This window comes from Pseudoduganella aquatica (assembly GCF_020865585.1).
GTDB lineage: Bacteria > Pseudomonadota > Gammaproteobacteria > Burkholderiales > Burkholderiaceae_D > Rugamonas > Rugamonas aquatica_A.
Genome location: NZ_CP086370.1, coordinates 4,214,021 through 4,230,940, shown reverse-complemented (window position 1 = coordinate 4,230,940; position 16,920 = coordinate 4,214,021). Strand labels below are relative to the sequence as shown.

Here is a 16,920-nt window from a genome sequence, read left to right as displayed (position 1 = left end):
GGTATATCTGTAAGCTTAAACTTCCGCCTTGCGGGCGGCCAGTTCAGACTGGATCTGCTCCAGCTTTTGTTGATCAAGGTTGTAGAAGAACATCACGGCCACGGCCAGCACGGCGAAGAAGGCGGGAATCAGCGACATCAGCCAGACGATGCCCGCCTGCGAGCCGGTGGACTGCGCGGCGTTCGGCACATAGCCCAGCGCCGTGAACAGCGAGCCGATGACCGCCACGGCCAGCGCGGTGCCCAGCTTCTGCGAGAAGGTGGCGGCGGCGAAGGTCATGGCGGTGGCGCGGCGGCCGGTGCGCCATTCGTTGTAGTCGGCGGTGTCGGCGTACATCGAGAAGGCCAGCGGCGACTTGGGGCCGAGCACGAAGCCCAGCGCGATCTGCAGCGCGAACATCAGCCAGACCTGGTCCTTGCCGACGAAGAAAAAGGCGCTGGACAGCACGGTGGTGCAGCTCATGAGGATGATGAGCAGCTTCTTCTTGTCGATAAAGCGCGTCATCAGCGGCGTGAGCGAGGCGCCCGCCGCAGCGGCCAGCATATAGGCCGGGACGAAGCTGGCCATCAGCTCGGGGCGGCCGACGAAGTACTTGAAATAGTAGGCGGCGGTGGACGTACGCAGCGTGATCGTCATCATGATGACCAGGGCCAGGAAGAACAGCACCAGCCAGGGGCGGTTGCGGCTCAGGTCCTTGATGTCCTGCGCCACGTTGCTCTTTTGCGCGGCGGCGGGCGCGATGCGTTCGCGCGTGTTGGCGAAGGTAAGCACGAACAGCGCCGTCGCGGCGATGCCCCAGGCCAGCATGGTGAGCTGCCATCCCTGCTTGTCGTCGCCGCCGCCCAGCAGGCGCACCATGAAGGGCGTGGCGGCCGTCACCAGCGTGCTGCCGGCGAAGGCGAAGATGAAGCGCAGGCCGTTGATGGTGGAGCGCTCCTGCGGATCGCCGGACATCACGCCGGACAGCGCGTTGTAGGGGATGTTGATGGCGGTGTAGCACACCATCATCAGCAGATAGGTGCCGTAGGCCCAGGCGGTTTTGCCGTCGTGGTCCAGGTCAGGCGTGGTGTAGGTCAGTACGGCGGCGGCGGCCAGCGGCACGGCCATCCACACCAGGTAGGGGCGGAACTTGCCGTAGCGGGTGGTGGTGCGGTCGGCCAGCGCGCCGATCAGCGGATCGGTGAAGGCGTTGACGATCTTGATCATGAACAGCATGGACGCCGCTGCGGCGGCCGAAATGCCGAATACGTCGGTGTAGAAGAACAGCAGGAAGGTGGCGATATTGGTCCAATAGAAATTGAAACCCATATCGGCAATGCCGTAGCTGAACTTCTCGCGCCACGACAAGGGAGTGTTGAGTACTGCAGCCACGGAGTGCTTTCGGTGATGGGGGACGGGCAGTTTAATCCATAGGCGGAGCTTGGCGGGTTACGCTCTGCTAACCCGCCCTACGATCCAATAGTGACAATTGCTGTTCGTAGGGCGGGTTAGGCGGAGCCGTAACCCGCCGTGCCGGAGCCGATCAGAAGTCGGCGGTCAGGCGTGCGCCGAAGGTGCGCGGCGCCAGGTACATCGCTTGCCACACCGGACGGTCGCTCGCTGCCGGCGGCAGGTTGACGATGTTGACGGTGGTCTTGACGTTCTTGTTCTCCAGATTCTGCACGAAGGCCTCAACCTGCCAGTGCTTGTCGCCCGCCGGCTTGTAGCGCACGGTGAAGTCGCTGCGGGTGTAAGCCTGCTGGCGGTCCGGCGCGCCGTCGTTGAACACATCCAGCCAGCTCGCGGTCTCGTAGTGCGTGTTGATGCGCGGCGAGATGCGGGCGCCGCTATCCAGGTTGAAGTGGTGCTGGTAGCCCACGTTCAGCGAGAAGTGCGGAGCGTGCGGCAGCTCGTTGCCCTTCAGGTCGCGCACCTTGCTGCCGTTCGGGCCGGGCAGGGTATTGTAGCTGGAGTTGTTAGGGTCCGCCGTCAGCAGCGTATCCATCTCCGTGCGCTGCACCGACATGGCCACGTTCAGCGTATCGACCGGCGTGACGCGCGCCGTCAGCTCGCCCTCGATGCCCTTGGCCGTTGCGCCTTTCGCATTGGCGGTCAGCAGGAAGCTGGCGCCGTTGGGGAAGGTGGTCGGCACCGAGATCTGGTAGCCCTTGAAGTCGGCGAAGTAGATCGAGGTGGCCCAGGTGACTTTGCCGCCCATCAGCTTGCCCTTGGCGCCCAGCTCGTAGCTGGTCAGCGTTTCAGGCTCGGTGTGCACGCCGCCGTCGGTCAGCACGCCGGACTTGTAGCCGGTGCTTACGCTGGCGTAGGCCATGATGTCCTTGGTCACGTCATAGTCCGCCTTCAGCAGCCAGGTCGGCTTGCTCCACTTCTGCTGGCCTTCGTTGTTCAGCGCAGGCTTGCCGTCCGGGCCGATGACCGACGGGTTGGGCACGAAGCCCACCGTGCGCGGATCGTCCTGCGGCGTGATCGGCAGGCAGGCCTTGGTGGTGCCGGGCTGCGTGGTGGGGCAGTAGAAGTTCACGCCGCCTCGGTTGTGCTTCTCGTCGAAGGTCTTGCGCAGGCCGCCCGTGATGCGCAGGACGTCCGACACGTTCCAGGTATCCTGCGTGAAGAAGGCGTGCGACTTGACGTCCTGGTTAGGCTGGACGAAGCTGTTCTGCGTCAGCGCAGGCCAGCCGCAAGTGGTGCAGCCGTAGCCGACCTGGGTGCCGGACCATGCCGGCTGGTCCAGGCGGATGCCGGCCTTCTCGTGGAACACGTAGGCGCCCACCAGCCAGTCCACGGTCTTCTTGCCGGAGGACTTCAGGTTCAGCTCAGCGCTGGCGTTGGTGTAATGCTCCCAGTTGATGCGCGTATTGCGCAGCACGCCGCCGGTGGTATTGCTGGTCGGGACGGTGTAGCCGCCGCGCGCGTCGAACTGCATGGCGCCGTCGGTGCGCTGGGCGCCGGCGATGAAGGCCAGGTCGATGTCCTGGTTCACGCTCCAGTCGGTGCGGGTGCGGATGGTATCCACTTTGCGGTGCAGGTATGGCGCGATCTGGATCAGCGCAGACCACAGCTTCTCGCCCGGACGCGGTTCCTGGTTCAGGTTCATGGACGGCGTGCCGTCGTCGCGGAAGGTTTCGAAGGACAGGTCGGTGCGCAGGTTGCTGGTCGGCTGCCAGGCGGCGGACAGGCGCAGCGCCTTCTGGTCCTGGGCGTTGTACTTGTCGCCGCTGGTGACGAAGGCGTTCTTGTCCAGGCCAGGCGTGTTCGGCGGCTGCTGGTAATCCACATAGCCGTTGTGCGACTCGCCGGCGTAAGCCACGCGCAGCGCGAAGGTATCCGATACCGGAAGGTTGTACATGAAGCGCGTGCCGGTGCGGTTGTAATTGCCCAGCGTGATCTCGGCGCTGCCCTCGGTCAAGCCGAACTTCGGCTTGGCGGACACCATGTTCACGGCGCCGGCGGTGGAGTTGCGGCCCCACAGCGTGCCCTGAGGGCCGCGCATCACTTCCACGCGGTCCATATCGTAGAGCAGGGCGGTGGCGCCTTCGGCGCGCGGCGAGTAGACGCCGTCCACGTAGACGGACACTTCCGGATCGGCCTGCTCGGTCTTGGCGCCATCGTTGCCTATGCCGCGCATGGTCAGCAGCAGCACGGCGTGGTCGCCCTGGCTGGTGGCCTGGAAGCTCGGGGACAGGTGGGTCATGTCCTCCAGGTTCTTCACGTGCGCGTCGTCCAGCGCGGCGCCGCTCAGGGCGGTGACGGCCAGCGGGGTTTTCAGCAGGGAGGTGGAGCGCTTGGTCGCGGTGACGATCACTTCAGCCACGTTGCCGCTGTCGGCAACGGCCTTGGACGCGGCGGGCGCGTCGTCGGCAGCGTAGGCGCCGGAAACGTGGGCGGCCATAGCCAGCAGGGAAGTGGTCAGGATTTTGTGGCGTGAAATATGCATGTTGTCTCCTTGTTGGATGTAGTTATGGATTGCTGTTGAGAATGTCGGTGATGAGCTGGGGCGGGTCCTTGCGGATATCCAGCGTGATGCCGGCCTCGTCCGCTTGCAGCGGCTCGAGCACGTTGAGCTGGCTGTCCAGCAGCGACAGCGGCATGTAGTGGTTGATGCGGGCCAGCATGCGGTTGGCGATCAGCTCGCGGTCGCCGGCCAGGTGGGCGAAGCGCAGTTCCGGATCGCCCTCGCGCAGCAGGTCGCGGTAGCGGCGTTTCAATGCCGAGCACGACAGCACCAGGCTGGCGCCGGTCTCGCGCGCATTGCGGATCTCGGCCATGAGCTGCAGCAGCCACTCGGCGCGGTCGGCGTCGGTCAGCGGCGTGCCGGCCGACATCTTGGCCACATTCGCCGGCGAGTGAAAGGCATCGCCCTCCAGGAACTTGGCGCCGAGGCTCTCGGCCAGGCGGCCGCCCACGGAGCTCTTGCCACAGCCGCAAACCCCCATCACCACCCAGCGCGTCGATTTCGTTTTTTCAGTCATAGTAGGCCCTATTTGGTAGCGCTATCTGTTAGCGCTATCAGTGGGCCGAAGTTTAACGTCGTGCAAAAAAAAGTAAAGAAAATTCGATGCTGCGTCGCACAAAATTTCAGCCGGACTGAGCCGCATGTCCTACAACCGGGGTCAGACCCCGAATGTAGGACGTGCGGCTCAGCTCGCTTCTAGGAGGAAAGGGGATTCAGGCGCTTTCGCGGGCCATGAGGGTGAAGCCGAGGTCGATCTGGGTGGCGGGCGGCTGCTCGCCGCGGATGACGCCGCGCAGCAGGCTGGCCGCTTCGAAGCCGACCCGGTAGCGTGGCGTGCCGATGGTGGTGACCGATGGGTTCATCCAGGCGGAGGCGGGCAGGTCGTTGAAGCCGCAGATGGCGAGCTGCTCCGGCACGCTGATGCCGCGCCGTTGGCATTGGTAGATGGCGCCGTGCGCCAAGTCGTCGTTGCAGCAGAAGATGGCGTCGCAGTCGGGCGTGACGGCCAGCATGCGACCGACCAGCTCGGCGCCCAGGGCAATCGTCGACGGGTCCGCCACCATGAGCTCCAGCTTGGGGTCGGCCAGGCCGGCTTCTTCCATGGCCTTGCGGTAGCCCTCGGCGCGCTTGATCGTGCGCTCGTCCAGCTGCGCGCCCATGAAGCCGATGCGCTTGTAGCCTTTGTCTATCAGGTAGCGCGCCATGGTGTAGCCGGCTTGCACCTGCGAGAAGCCGACCGAGAGCTGGCCCACGTTGGCCGACAGGTCCATCATCGACACCACCGGCACGCGCGAGGTGTCCAGCATCTTCTGCACGCCCTTGCTGTGCGACAGGCCGGACAGCAGGATGCCGTCCGGATTGGATTGCATATAGACGTTGAGCAGCTTTTCCTCCTCGGCGTCCGAATAGCGCGTGTTGCCGATGAGGATCTGGTAGCCGTAGGGGTCGAGCGCGTCCTGGATGCCGGCCAGCACGGCCGTGAACACGGCGTTCGACAGCGACGGCACCAGCACCACGATGACATTGGAGCGGGCCGAGGCCAGCGCGCGCGCGGCGCGGTTGGGCACGTAACCCAGTTCCTCCACCGCCAGTTCCACCCGCGCGCGCAGCATGGGCGACACGAGTTCGGGCTGGCTGAGGGCGCGCGATGCGGTCATGGTGGCAACGCCTGCGCGTGCTGCAACTGCTGCAAGGGTGACGCGGCCGCTGGCGCGGCTCTTGCTGTTGTGAGGTTTGGTCATCCGGTATTTTTCTTGGTTTTTGGTAGCGATAACATTATTTTATACTGCGGCGGGCCATTTATTTAGAGCAATTTGCCAAAGTTTTCTGTGCCCGCTTGGCGCGCTCGGCGCGCTGCTCGTCGGTGAGGAAGATGCGCTCGCCGTTTTTGTCGTATTCGGTCATGCGGTTGCCGGAGTTGAGCGCGGCCTGGTTGCTGCGCGCTGCTTCGCAGTTGGCGCTGCGTTCGGCCTGCTGCGCCGCTTCCTGTGCGGCCTTTTGCTCGGCCGCCTGGCTTTCGGCCTTGCGCTTGGCGAACTCGGCATTGCGCTCGGCCAGCGTGGGCGGGCGCTTCACTTTCGGTTCGGCGCCTTCCGGTGCAGGCTCGGCCGATGCGGCCGTGGCGGACGCAGCTGCCGGCGCGGCCTGCACGGCGGCGTTGCCGACGCCCTGGCCGCGCGGCTGTTTCAAGATGCGGTTCTGCGGCACCGACGGCGGCGGCGGCTGGTCGGACAGCTGCTTCAGGCCTTTGTCGTCCAGCCACATATATTGGGCCTGGGCCAAGGCGGGCAGCGCCAGCACGGCCAGCAATCCCATCAGCGGCGCGCAGGCCAGTCGGTACTGTTTCATAGTGGCTAGATCCCTTTCTCTCTTGCGGCAGATTCTCCATGTATTCCAAGCACTGTCAACCCGCGCCGCCATTTTTCCCAGGGGTAAAGACGTAGAGCGTGACTTACTGTATAATCGACTTTTGCGCCTATAGGAAATCGTACTATGCGTTTACTTCAAAAAGCACTCACGTTCGATGACGTGCTCCTCGTCCCTGCGTACTCCAATATTCTGCCTGCGGATACGTCTCTCAAAACTCGCCTGACCCGCAACATTTCGCTGAATATTCCGCTGCTGTCGGCCGCGATGGATACCGTTACCGAAGCCCGCCTGGCCATCGCCATGGCACAGGAAGGCGGCATAGGCATTATCCACAAGAATCTGAAGCCGAAAGACCAGGCCCGCGAAGTAGCGCGCGTAAAGCGTTTTGAAGCAGGCGTGCTGCGCGACCCGATCACGATCCCGCCGGACATGAAGATCCGCGAAGTCATCAAGCTGACCGAACAGTACGGCATTTCCGGTTTTCCTGTGGTCGAGGGCAACCAGGTGGTGGGCATTATCACCAACCGCGACTTGCGCTTCGAGCAGGAGCTGGACGCCGAAGTGCGCGCCAAGATGACCCCGCGCGACAAGCTGGTCTACGTGAAAGAGGGCGCCGAAACGGCCGAGGCCAAGCGCCTGATGAACAAGCACCGCCTGGAGCGCGTGCTGGTGGTGGACGACGCGTTCAACCTGCGCGGCCTGATCACCGTCAAGGACATCCAGAAATCGACCGAACACCCGAACGCCTCCAAAGACCAGCACGGCAAGCTGCTGGTGGGCGCGGCCGTGGGCGTGGGCGCGAAAGATGAAGAACGCATCGAGCTGCTGGTTGCCGCCGGCGTGGACGTGCTGGTGGTCGACACCGCCCACGGCCACTCGCAAGGCATCCTGGACCGCGTAAAGTGGATCAAGACCCGCTTCCCGCACGTGGACGTTATCGGCGGCAATATCGCCACCGCAGCGGCCGCCAAGGCGCTGGTGGAATACGGCGCGGACGCGGTCAAGGTCGGCATCGGCCCAGGCTCCATCTGCACCACCCGTATCGTGGCCGGCGTGGGCGTGCCGCAGATCACCGCGATCTCCAACGTGGCTGAAGCGCTGGCCGGCACCGGCGTGCCTTGCATCGCCGACGGCGGCATCCGCTTCTCGGGCGACATCTCCAAGGCACTGGCGGCGGGCGCATCGACCGTGATGATGGGCTCCATGTTCGCCGGCACCGAAGAAGCGCCGGGCGAAGTGATCCTGTACCAGGGCCGTTCCTACAAGTCCTACCGCGGCATGGGGTCGCTGGGCGCGATGTCGGACGGCTCGGCCGACCGCTACTTCCAGGACGCCACCATGAAGGCCGACAAGTTCGTGCCTGAAGGTATCGAGGGCCGCGTCGCCTACAAGGGCAGCGTGCTGGCGATTATCTTCCAGCTGGTCGGCGGCGTGCGCCAGTCCATGGGCTACTGCGGCTGCGCCACCATCGACGAGCTGCGCGAGAAAGCGGAATTCGTCGAGATCACGTCGGCCGGCATGCGCGAGTCGCACGTGCACGACGTACAGATCACCAAGGAAGCGCCGAACTACCGTTCGGGCGAATAAAGCTTCCCTCAAACGCCGGCGGCATGCTCCGCCGGCGTTTTCATATTTACTCCTTAGTTTCTAGCGCTCATCCATGCACTCTAAAATCCTCATTCTCGATTTCGGTTCCCAGGTTACCCAGCTGATCGCCCGCCGCGTGCGCGACTCCGGCGTGTTCTCCGAAGTCTATCCCTACGACATCGGCGACGACTTCGTGCGCAACTACGGCGCCGCCGGCGTGATCCTGTCCGGCAGCCACAATTCCACGCTGGAAGGCGACTCGCCGCGCGCGCCGCAAGCCGTGTTCGAGCTGGGCGTGCCGGTGCTGGGCATCTGCTACGGCATGCAGACCATGGCGGCCCAACTGGGCGGCAAGGTCGAGAACGGCCTGGTGCGCGAATTCGGCTACGCCGAAGTGCGCGCCCGCAACCACACCAAGCTGCTGGACGGCATCAACGACTTCGTCACGCCGGAAGGCCACGGCATGCTGAAAGTGTGGATGAGCCACGGCGACAAGGTGCTGGACATGCCGCCAGGCTTCAAGCTGATGGGCGACACGCCTAGCTGCCCGATCGCCGCCATGGCCGACGAAGAGCGCAATTTCTACGGCGTGCAGTTCCACCCGGAAGTGACGCACACCGAGCAGGGCAAGGCCATGCTGGGCCGCTTCGTGCACGAAATCTGCGGCTGCAAGTCGGACTGGAACATGCCGGACTACATCACGGAAGCGGTGGAGAAGATCCGCGCGCAAGTGGGTACGGACGACGTGATCCTGGGCCTGTCGGGCGGTGTTGACTCGTCCGTGGCCGCCGCGCTGATCCACCGCGCCATCGGCGACCAGCTGACCTGCGTGTTCGTCGACCATGGCCTGCTGCGCCTGAACGAAGGCCAGATGGTGATGGACATGTTCGCCAAGAACCTGGGCGTGAAAGTCATCCGCATCGACGCGGAAGACCAGTTCATGGGCCACCTGGCCGGCGTGACCGATCCCGAGCAGAAGCGCAAGATTATCGGCCGCGAGTTCGTGGAAGTGTTCCAGGCCGAATCGGGCAAGCTGGTCAACGCCAAGTGGCTGGCGCAAGGCACCATCTATCCGGACGTGATCGAGTCCGCAGGCAAGGGCAAGAAGGGCCAGACCATCAAGTCGCACCACAACGTGGGCGGCCTGCCGGACACCATGAAGCTCAAGCTGCTCGAGCCGCTGCGCGAACTGTTCAAGGACGAAGTGCGCAAGCTGGGCGTGGCGCTGGGCCTGCCGCATGACATGGTCTACCGCCATCCATTCCCGGGCCCGGGCCTGGGCGTGCGCATCCTGGGCGAAGTGAAGAAGGAATACGCCGACCTGCTGCGCCAGGCGGACGCCATCTTCATCGAAGAACTGCGCAACACCCCTTACGAGTTCGTGGCCGGCCAGGCTGTGAACACGGAAGAGCTGCCGAAGAACTGGTACGAGGCGACGTCGCAGGCGTTTGCCGTGTTCCTGCCGGTGAAGTCGGTGGGCGTGATGGGCGACGGCCGCACCTACGAATACGTGGTGGCGCTGCGCGCCGTGCAGACGCAAGACTTCATGACCGCGCACTGGGCGCACCTGCCGCATTCGCTGCTGGGCAAGGTGTCCAACCGCATCATCAATGAAGTACGCGGACTCAACCGTGTCGTCTACGATATTTCCGGCAAGCCGCCAGCGACGATTGAGTGGGAATGATTTCAGATCCGGCAGCGTAACGCAGTTGCCGGCATCCCGCAGAGACTAAGCCCCTGATTTCAGGGGCTTTTTTTTCATCTGTTTGGCGAAATTCGGCAGGAGTTGGCAACGTCAAGCAAATTTGTTTGATGGCACTCAAGTTGGTACGAGCTGGGAAGCTCATGATTGACGGTGGCATACCAGCATCACGGTTTTTGCCTGTTTGTTGGTATTTCTGCTGGTATTTTTGATGCTAAATGATTGATTTTATTGTGAAAATTGGCGTTCATTTCTGACGATTGAAATGCTGGTACTGGAGGTGCCATGCTAACCGACACCAAGCTAAGAAATTTGAAACCGGCGGAGAAGATGTACAAGGTGCCCGACCGCGATGGGCTGTACGTGGCGGTGCTGCCAAGCGGCGTGGTCTCCTTCCGCTACAACTACCGGATCAACGGACGGCAGGAGACGCTGGTACTGGGGCGCTATGGCGCGGATGGCCTGACGCTGGCAGAAGCGCGCAGCAAGCTCGATACTGCGCGCAAGGCGGTGGCTGAGGGGGAATCCCCGGCCAGGCTGAAAGCGCAGGCGCGCAACAAGCTGGCGGGGGAGGAGACGTTCGGCACATGGGCCGAGCGCTGGCTGGAGAAGTACCGTATGGCGGAGTCCACACGCGACATGCGGCGCTCGGTGTACGAGCGCGACTTGAAAGGGCCGTTTGGCAAGCTGCTGCTGCGCGAGATCACGGACCACGATCTGCGGACGCTGTGCGACCGCATTGTGGAGCGGGGCGCGCCAGCCACGGCCGTGCACGCGCGCGAAGTCGTGATGCTGGTGTTCCGGCATGCGGAGCAGCGCGGCGACCGGCACCAGAATCCGGCCGACCTGGTGCCGCCGTCGTCCATCGCGGTGTTCCAGCCGCGCGACCGCGCCTTGAGCAGCGGCGAGATCGCCTTGTTCTACAAGTACCTGGATCATGTGACGTGCTCGCCCACGCTGCGCATCGCCTGCAAGCTCCTGTTGCTGACCCTGGTGCGGAAATCGGAACTGACGGACGCCAAATGGGAGGAGGTCAATTTCTCACAGGCGCTGTGGACCATCCCGGCCAAGCGCATGAAGCGACGCAATCCACACAACGTCTACTTGTCGCGGCAGGCGCTGGATATGTTTGTGGCGCTCAAGACATGTGCCGGCACCTCGCCCTTCGTGCTGCCGTCGCGCTACGATCCCGACATACCGATGTCGCACGCCACGTTGAACAGGATCACGATGTCGCTCTTGGATGAGGCGGAGAAGGGCGGCGAAAGCCTGGCGAACTTCACGCCACACGATTTGCGCCGGACTGCATCGACCATGCTGCATGAGGCGGGGTACAACACGGACTGGATCGAGAAGTGCCTTGCCCACGAACAGAAGGGTGTACGAGCCGTGTACAACAAAGCCGAATACGCGGAGCAGCGGCGCGTGATGCTGCAGGACTGGGCAGACATGGTGGAGACCTGGACTCGTCCTGGTTATCAGCACGATGCCTAGCTCCGCTTGCCGCCGGGGGACGGTGCTTGCGCGGCGGCGGTGCGTCGGAGATTGATCCATGCCTCGACTTCATCCAGATCCCATGCAACCATGCGAGAAGTGATGGCAAAGCGTCGCGGAAACTCGCCGCGCTTTTCCATATCCAGTATGGTTCTTTCGCACAACGGCACCTTCTGCAGCAGGTGCTTGCGTTTGATAAGCACCTTCCCCGGCGTCTTCAACTCGCTATCGGATAGTGTTCGTGCATTCGACGGATCATGGCGATTCATTTTGGCACCTCCACAATCGCGTGATGGCAATCCTTAGCCCCGCACGATGCGAATCGGTCGCGCTCGTGTATGGCTACGCGCAAGGCAGCAGCGAAATTCGCGACTGCGTATAGCGGCACAACCTCACGCAGTGAACGCACCGGTGCGACTTCATCGGCATAAGCGGTCTGCACGTTCCACATGTTTTCCTCGAGCGCTACGGCTAGTGCGTAACCCTCTCCGTCCGAACTGAACAGGAAGGCTCCTCCCCCGCCGGTTGAGAGGGCCATATCCACCGCTCGCCTGAGCGCCAGCAGTGCGAGGCGGTCTCCTACAATTGCGGCGGTGTCGTCCCAACGCCCCGGGCTCCTTAGATGCAGCATTTGTTCGCTCACGATATCCTCCTTGTCACTGGTGTTGACCCCGATTCCTAACAACCCTCCAGCCTTCTCGGCGCAGCTGACCGTGTCCAGTCGAAGTTCGCTGAACGTCATGAAGGCGCTGTTAGCGACTTCTGCCAGTTTTGTCGCAAATAGTTTTTCTTTGCGTGCGGTCTTTGTGGGAAGCGTTTGTGTCATTCTGCGCATACGCTTCTCGGTGCCATCGGGCCTCTCTGCTGAGGGCCTTGGCAATTGCTTGCTCTTGTGTGGGGAAGGCTTCATATTGGCAATTCGGGGTGCAGTCGCCACCGCCGTAGGAGATTTCCAAGCCCGTATGGAACCCTCTTGTCGATTGGACGACACGGGGCCGCGTTTCGCACTCACCGTAGTCTCTGGACTGCCACTCGCCGATCCAGACCGTGTTCTCCCAGTCGGGGTATTGTGCGCCGTCATCCGTGTCGGACCGCACCCTGGCCATTGGCTGTTCAGCGCTCTTCATTTGTCGCCCCCTGTCCTTGCAGCACTTACACATTGGCACGAGGATGAGCGCGCAGCGGCGTTGCACGAAGCCTGATTCTTTGCCCTGTCGTGACGCTGACCTGGCGTCAAAACCTGCAGCATTTGCGCGCCCACGATGCCCTCCCTTTCGCTTACAGCGGTGTGAACAACCGATATTCCGAATTTCCACTTTCAGTTTTAGGCGACTGCGGCGAAGTTTGAAAGCACGATTCGTCGTTCATATCGAATTGATCAAATGTCTGTCAACTTGGTTTTCCGATAGGTACTTGCTCGCGCATCGGCTGCGCTTTAGCTGCTAAAGGCGGCTTTGAACGGTGGGTTCGTTTGATCTGGATCAATACGCGCTGGTGTAGTGGTGTGACCATGGCGTGAGCGCGATGCGCGCGCAAAGGAGCGGCGACCATGGCTCGAATTTTTCAGTTTCCCAAAATGCCTCGCGCGCAAGGCGGGCGGACCTCCCAGTCTCCGTTGGGTGGCATGGCACACCCGTGGCGGGAGCTGTGGGAAAACCCGATCACGCAAGCGCTCTACCGCCTGTTTATCGCCTTCATCGCTTGCACCTGGCCGGTGCTGCGCTGGTTCGTCGGCCTGGACCTATTCATCCAGTTGCTGCGTTTTGCCTTCATTGGCGGGCTGACTGGTTTTGCCGCGTTGATGCATATCCTGCTAATCGGCGCCGTGGCCTATCTGGTGCTGTACGTGCCGCCGTTGCCGCGCCACTGAGGCAGGCGGACCTGCCATAAAAATTCGAGGACTCAAGCATGATGGGTTTGGTTGAATGAATAGCGTTTTCAAAGAGCGATCCAAATCGGACACGTTACCGCGCTTGGCGCCGGCGGATCAAGTGAACAAAGGTGATGGCGTGGCAGGCAAAGTGCAATTGCTGGCGGCCGAGGCGGCGCGGGGCGGTCCGCTTGCCTTGCCTCTGGATCTGATCGACGAGGATCCGGCGCAGCCCCGCACGAGGGACAATCCCGGCTTTTCCCCGAAGAGCCTGACCGAGCTCGCCGCCGCGATCAAGTTGCGTGGCGTGAAAACGCCCATTTCTGTGCGTCCCAACCCGGCCGCGCCGGGGCGCTACCTGATCAACCACGGCGCGCGCCGCTACCGCGCGTCACGCCTGGCGGGAATGGCCACCGTCCCCGGTTTCATCGACGCCAACTACAATATGGCCGACCAGGTAGTGGAGAACCTGCACCGCAACGAACTCACCGCGCGCGAGATCGCGGACTACATCGGCCGGGAACTGGCGAAGGGATTGAGGAAGGGGGAAGTCGCGCGGCAGATCAGCAAGTCGGCAGCCTTCGTGACGCAGCACGCGGCGTTGCTGGACCTTCCCGAACCCGTTGCGGAAGCCTTCAGCGGCGGCCGCGTGCGGGACGTCACGCTGGTCAACGAACTGGTGTTCGTGCATCGCAAGGCGCCGGCCGATGTCGCGGCCTGGCTGTCGGACGAGACGCAGGAAGTGACCCGGCGGTCGGTGCGCATGCTGCGCGCTTTCGTTGAACAGAAGAGCAGCTTGCGAAAAGGCGCCGAGGCGCCCAGCGCCCCCAGTCCGCAGGTGGTCATCGCTGGTGCGCCGAAGCACGGGATTGGTGACACGCACAACGACAAGCCGACATCTTGGGTGAACCCGGTGCTGGCGGTGCGGCATGATGGCAGGGAGGGGCGCTTGCTGATACGGCGCCGTCCCACCGCTGTGGGCAAGGCATGGCTGCGCTATGACGACGATTGCGAACTAGCCGAAGTCGATTTGGCCGATGTCCAGTTGGTGTCGCTGATCGAAGGCTAATCCCTTGGACTTTTCGGGGCGCGATCCGGTACCGCCGATGCGCCGCGAAATGCGCTACCGGCCCCGTCCCCGCACCGACAAGATGAAGGCGCCGTTAATGCCGGGATGGGCAAGCAAGGCCTGCAGCCGTTCGCCCACCGCGTCCGCCGGAAGCTGGAGCACGACGGCAGCACGAACGGCCGCCGCATGCGCCTCCAGTACGTCGGCCGCAGTAATGTCGTAGCCGTAGCCCTGCGCGATACCCTTGAGCGCTTCCATGGCCGCGTCCAATGCGAATTCAGGCTGGCGCTCGGCGAAATCGCGCGCCGCGCGCGCCAGCGTGCGCGGATCGGCCGGGCTGCGGCGTGCAAATTCGATGGCGAGCCGGTACTGCCCTGCGTCCTTGGCGGCGGCGAACCACTTTCCTTGCTGGCCCGGCTGGCTGGCGGCCAGATCGCGCAGAATGGTGTCGGCCGCTACGCCCGGATACTTTTTGCGGACCGACCTGAATACCGCGAGATTGGTGCCGCCCTGGGCGGCAGCCATGGCATAGCGGGCATACGCCTCGTCCACCTGGCCGGCATTGAGCAGCGCGCTTTCACAGAAGCTGGCGATGGCGCCCATCGGCGCGTTGAGGCCTTTGGATGCTTCGGCGTAGACAATCGCGTCCGCTACTTTTCCTTGCGCCAGCAGCGCTTTGGCGCCCCAGCGGTGATCGTGCCACCATTTGAACGGTGCCCGTTCCAGTAGCGCCAGCAATTCGTCGTGCCTGCGCGCGGCGTACAGGCAGGCCAGGCAGGCGGTGGTCTCCTTCAGATATCTCGTACGGGGCGCTCCGGGCTGCCAGGCCGCTTGAACCGGGGGCAGCATGATGTCCGCCCACTCCGAAGCCGTTTCCGGCGAACCGCACAGCTCGCCCCAGAACTCCGTCAAAGACTCCAGGTAAGGGACATCATCGTCCTCGACAGCAGCCCATAGGCGCTGCAGCCAGCGATGCCTGACCAAGCTTGTACTGGGGGCTGCGGCGATCAGCGGCACCAGCGTCTCGATGGCGCGGGACACCGCCGAACCTATGGCACCGGACGAGCTGTCCACCTGGCTGATCGCTGGCGAGAGCTTTTCCAATAGAATTACCGCCCCGTCGGCAGCGAGAAGCGGATCGGCCCGTGCGGCCGACTTGATTTCGGCCAGGGCTTCCTTCAGCCGCAGGATGGGGGTATCGGATTTCCAGCCGAAGGCGTTGCGGCGGAAGCGGGCGGCGAATTGCCATTGTGGAGAGGACATGCGAGCCAAGTCAGTAATAAGAATAAGAATAAGAATAATACTATTCCTACCAGGCGGGTGGCCCCAGGTTTTCGGCGAGCATAGGAATTGCCCGTACGTTTGATCTGTCTCAAGGTCGATAAGAATAGTAGTCGTATTATTCTTATTATGACTTCCACCGGAGCGGCGATCATGAGACCTGCCAGCGACACCATGGAGCGCATCAGCGCGGCGGCGGATGAGCTGTTCGAGCAAAACGGACGCGCCACGTATCCCACCGTCGATGCGGTCCGGAAGGCGGCGCGCGTGAACATGAACGATGCCAACAGCGGCATGCGGGAGTGGCGGCGCAACCAGATGGCGCGCGCCGTCCCCGCAGCGGTGCAGATACCGGCGGCAATCACCGAGGTACAGGCGACGCTGGTGGCGCAAGTATGGCAAGTTGCGCAGGCAGTTGCCGGCGAATCGCTTGGCGCTGCACAGGCCACTTGGAACGCCGAGCGTAATCAGCTTGAAACGCTGAACAAGGAAATGGCCGATGCCTTCGAAGCGCAGGCGGCAGAGCTTGAGAGCCTCCGCAGCGGGCTGCGTGCCGCCGCAGACCAAGCCGAAAGCGCGGCCGTTACCGTCAGGGCACTGCAAGGCGAGGTTGACAGCCTGCGTGCGCGATTGGCCTCCTCAGAATCAGATGCGCGCCGCGACGCCGCGCGAATGGAAGAAGTGGAGCGGCGCGCCAGCGAGCTGTGCCGCGAACTCGATCATGCCCACCAAGAGCTGGCCGCAGCCCACGCCGGCGGCCGCGAGGCGATGCGAGCCCATGCTTTGGAGCTGGCAGCCGTGCGGGCCGACGCGCGGCAGGCAGAAGCCGTGCTGCGCGGGGAGCTGGACGTCTCCCGACAGCAACAGCGGGAATTGATGCAGATCGTGTCCGCCGCTGCGGTGCCTGTGATCCCGGGTGATGCCCGCTACAATGTGAAGGAAGGCCCATGACGGTCCCAAAGCGGAGAGGCGGCTGATGAAGCAGCGCATACTGGTGATGAACGGACAGCGCCTCGTCCAAAGCGAATACGACAATGAATGGGTGACGACGAAAGTCGGCAAGGCGGGCCAGATCCCGCCTGGGATTTACAACATCAGCGGGGCGGTTGCAGCGAGCAAGGATAAGTCCTACGATGGTGTCGTGCTGCACACGGATCAGGAGCATGTCTACCAGCAAGTTGGCAAAACCTGCGTGCGGCATTCCTCGCACGACCTTCCGAAAATTCCGTCCGTGGGTGCCAATATCGCGGTTCGGTATGACGCAGACAGCGCCTTCGCCAGCGAGGCTGCGGTCAAGCAGGGGAAGGGTGTTAAGCGCTGAACGCGTTGTTTGATGGGCCGCATTAACCGCGTTGGAGGTCCGTATGACCGAACCGAGATTGACCAGGGCGCAGGCCGAGGTCATTGCCGAGGGATTGCTCGCCAGCGAGCGCCAAGTTCGCCGTCCGCTGGCTATGCATCCCATTGCGCGCTTGTTGAGGGCCGTGACATGGTGCCGGTGTGGGGCGGGCTCGCTGTACGGTAACGAACCAAGTATCGAATCTCCTGCATCTCCCCTCTATCATATATTTCATCGGGACACTGACACGTTCAAG

Annotated in this window: 15 protein-coding genes; 7 read left to right on the top strand and 8 right to left on the bottom strand. The window is 63.0% G+C overall.

Features of this window, described 5'->3' with window-relative positions; translation table 11 throughout:
• Positions 1-15: 15 nt before the first annotated feature.
• From KT882_RS18740 to KT882_RS18720, 5 genes are all read right to left on the bottom strand, one after another.
• A complete protein-coding gene (locus KT882_RS18740; protein WP_228893015.1) occupies positions 16-1,371 on the bottom strand; it encodes an MFS transporter in 1,356 nt (451 codons plus the stop codon).
• Between the two features lie 151 nt (positions 1,372-1,522).
• Entirely contained in the window at positions 1,523-3,934 is a 2,412-nt protein-coding gene (locus tag KT882_RS18735) for a TonB-dependent receptor (RefSeq protein ID WP_228893014.1), read from the bottom strand.
• A gap of 22 nt (positions 3,935-3,956) precedes the next feature.
• A complete protein-coding gene (locus KT882_RS18730) occupies positions 3,957-4,469 on the bottom strand; it encodes a gluconokinase (protein ID WP_228893013.1) in 513 nt (170 codons plus the stop codon).
• Positions 4,470-4,665: 196 nt separating this feature from the next.
• Positions 4,666-5,694, bottom strand: a complete 1,029-nt coding sequence (gntR, locus tag KT882_RS18725; protein ID WP_161073177.1) for an HTH-type transcriptional regulator GntR — start codon at positions 5,692-5,694, stop codon at positions 4,666-4,668.
• A 58-nt stretch (positions 5,695-5,752) separates the two neighbouring features.
• Complete coding sequence (locus KT882_RS18720) at positions 5,753-6,301, bottom strand: DUF4124 domain-containing protein (RefSeq protein WP_228893012.1); 549 nt, start codon at positions 6,299-6,301, stop codon at positions 5,753-5,755.
• Positions 6,302-6,445: 144 nt separating this feature from the next.
• Between KT882_RS18720 and guaB the strand changes: the two genes are divergently transcribed.
• The 3 genes from guaB to KT882_RS18705 all read left to right on the top strand — a co-directional run bounded on the left by guaB (position 6,446) and on the right by KT882_RS18705 (position 11,105).
• A complete protein-coding gene (gene guaB, locus KT882_RS18715) occupies positions 6,446-7,909 on the top strand; it encodes an IMP dehydrogenase (RefSeq protein WP_161073179.1) in 1,464 nt (487 codons plus the stop codon).
• Positions 7,910-7,982: 73 nt separating this feature from the next.
• Positions 7,983-9,593, top strand: a complete 1,611-nt coding sequence (guaA, locus tag KT882_RS18710) for a glutamine-hydrolyzing GMP synthase (protein WP_161073180.1) — start codon at positions 7,983-7,985, stop codon at positions 9,591-9,593.
• Positions 9,594-9,896: 303 nt separating this feature from the next.
• On the top strand, positions 9,897-11,105 hold the full coding sequence (locus tag KT882_RS18705; RefSeq protein WP_228893011.1) for a tyrosine-type recombinase/integrase: 1,209 nt from the start codon (positions 9,897-9,899) through the stop codon (positions 11,103-11,105).
• Here the strand turns inward: KT882_RS18705 and KT882_RS18700 are convergent.
• Positions 11,102-11,374 carry a helix-turn-helix transcriptional regulator gene (locus tag KT882_RS18700; protein ID WP_161073182.1) on the bottom strand — a complete coding sequence of 91 codons (273 nt, stop codon included), beginning with the start codon at positions 11,372-11,374 and terminating at the stop codon, positions 11,102-11,104. The genes KT882_RS18705 and KT882_RS18700 overlap by 4 nt on opposite strands.
• Positions 11,371-11,940, bottom strand: coding sequence for a hypothetical protein (locus KT882_RS18695; RefSeq protein WP_228893010.1), 570 nt, complete (start codon positions 11,938-11,940; stop codon positions 11,371-11,373). The genes KT882_RS18700 and KT882_RS18695 overlap by 4 nt, the downstream gene beginning before the upstream one ends.
• 714 nt (positions 11,941-12,654) lie before the next feature.
• Here KT882_RS18695 and kleE point away from each other — a divergent pair.
• Both kleE and KT882_RS18685 read left to right on the top strand, forming a co-directional pair.
• On the top strand, positions 12,655-12,975 hold the full coding sequence (gene kleE, locus KT882_RS18690; RefSeq protein ID WP_228893009.1) for a KleE stable inheritance protein: 321 nt from the start codon (positions 12,655-12,657) through the stop codon (positions 12,973-12,975).
• 121 nt (positions 12,976-13,096) lie between these two features.
• The gene (locus tag KT882_RS18685) at positions 13,097-14,044 is read left to right on the top strand and encodes a ParB/RepB/Spo0J family partition protein (RefSeq protein ID WP_228893008.1); all 948 of its coding nucleotides are present in this window, start codon (positions 13,097-13,099) and stop codon (positions 14,042-14,044) included.
• A 54-nt stretch (positions 14,045-14,098) separates the two neighbouring features.
• Here KT882_RS18685 and KT882_RS18680 read toward each other — a convergent pair whose 3' ends face one another.
• Positions 14,099-15,307, bottom strand: a complete 1,209-nt coding sequence (locus KT882_RS18680; RefSeq protein WP_228893007.1) for a hypothetical protein — start codon at positions 15,305-15,307, stop codon at positions 14,099-14,101.
• Between the two features lie 99 nt (positions 15,308-15,406).
• On the opposite strand from KT882_RS18680, the gene KT882_RS18675 reads away from it, so the two are divergent.
• Together KT882_RS18675 and KT882_RS18670 are read left to right on the top strand one after the other, a co-directional pair.
• Complete coding sequence (locus KT882_RS18675; protein ID WP_228893006.1) at positions 15,407-16,276, top strand: DNA-binding protein; 870 nt, start codon at positions 15,407-15,409, stop codon at positions 16,274-16,276.
• Positions 16,277-16,301: 25 nt separating this feature from the next.
• Positions 16,302-16,646 carry a KfrB domain-containing protein gene (locus KT882_RS18670; RefSeq protein ID WP_228893005.1) on the top strand — a complete coding sequence of 115 codons (345 nt, stop codon included), beginning with the start codon at positions 16,302-16,304 and terminating at the stop codon, positions 16,644-16,646.
• Positions 16,647-16,920 lie beyond the last annotated feature (274 nt).

What these genes read in the sequence shown, in the direction of transcription:
- gntR (WP_161073177.1), bottom strand. Translation starts at nt 5,694, where the DNA reads ATGACCAAACCTCACAACAGCAAGAGCCGCGCCAGCGGCCGCGTCACC.
- KT882_RS18670 (WP_228893005.1), top strand. Translation starts at nt 16,302, where the DNA reads ATGAAGCAGCGCATACTGGTGATGAACGGACAGCGCCTCGTCCAAAGC.
- guaA (WP_161073180.1), top strand. Translation starts at nt 7,983, where the DNA reads ATGCACTCTAAAATCCTCATTCTCGATTTCGGTTCCCAGGTTACCCAG.
- KT882_RS18705 (WP_228893011.1), top strand. Translation starts at nt 9,897, where the DNA reads ATGCTAACCGACACCAAGCTAAGAAATTTGAAACCGGCGGAGAAGATG.
- KT882_RS18730 (WP_228893013.1), bottom strand. Translation starts at nt 4,469, where the DNA reads ATGACTGAAAAAACGAAATCGACGCGCTGGGTGGTGATGGGGGTTTGC.
- KT882_RS18720 (WP_228893012.1), bottom strand. Translation starts at nt 6,301, where the DNA reads ATGAAACAGTACCGACTGGCCTGCGCGCCGCTGATGGGATTGCTGGCC.
- guaB (WP_161073179.1), top strand. Translation starts at nt 6,446, where the DNA reads ATGCGTTTACTTCAAAAAGCACTCACGTTCGATGACGTGCTCCTCGTC.
- KT882_RS18695 (WP_228893010.1), bottom strand. Translation starts at nt 11,940, where the DNA reads ATGCGCAGAATGACACAAACGCTTCCCACAAAGACCGCACGCAAAGAA.
- KT882_RS18700 (WP_161073182.1), bottom strand. Translation starts at nt 11,374, where the DNA reads ATGAATCGCCATGATCCGTCGAATGCACGAACACTATCCGATAGCGAG.
- kleE (WP_228893009.1), top strand. Translation starts at nt 12,655, where the DNA reads ATGGCTCGAATTTTTCAGTTTCCCAAAATGCCTCGCGCGCAAGGCGGG.
- KT882_RS18735 (WP_228893014.1), bottom strand. Translation starts at nt 3,934, where the DNA reads ATGCATATTTCACGCCACAAAATCCTGACCACTTCCCTGCTGGCTATG.
- KT882_RS18680 (WP_228893007.1), bottom strand. Translation starts at nt 15,307, where the DNA reads ATGTCCTCTCCACAATGGCAATTCGCCGCCCGCTTCCGCCGCAACGCC.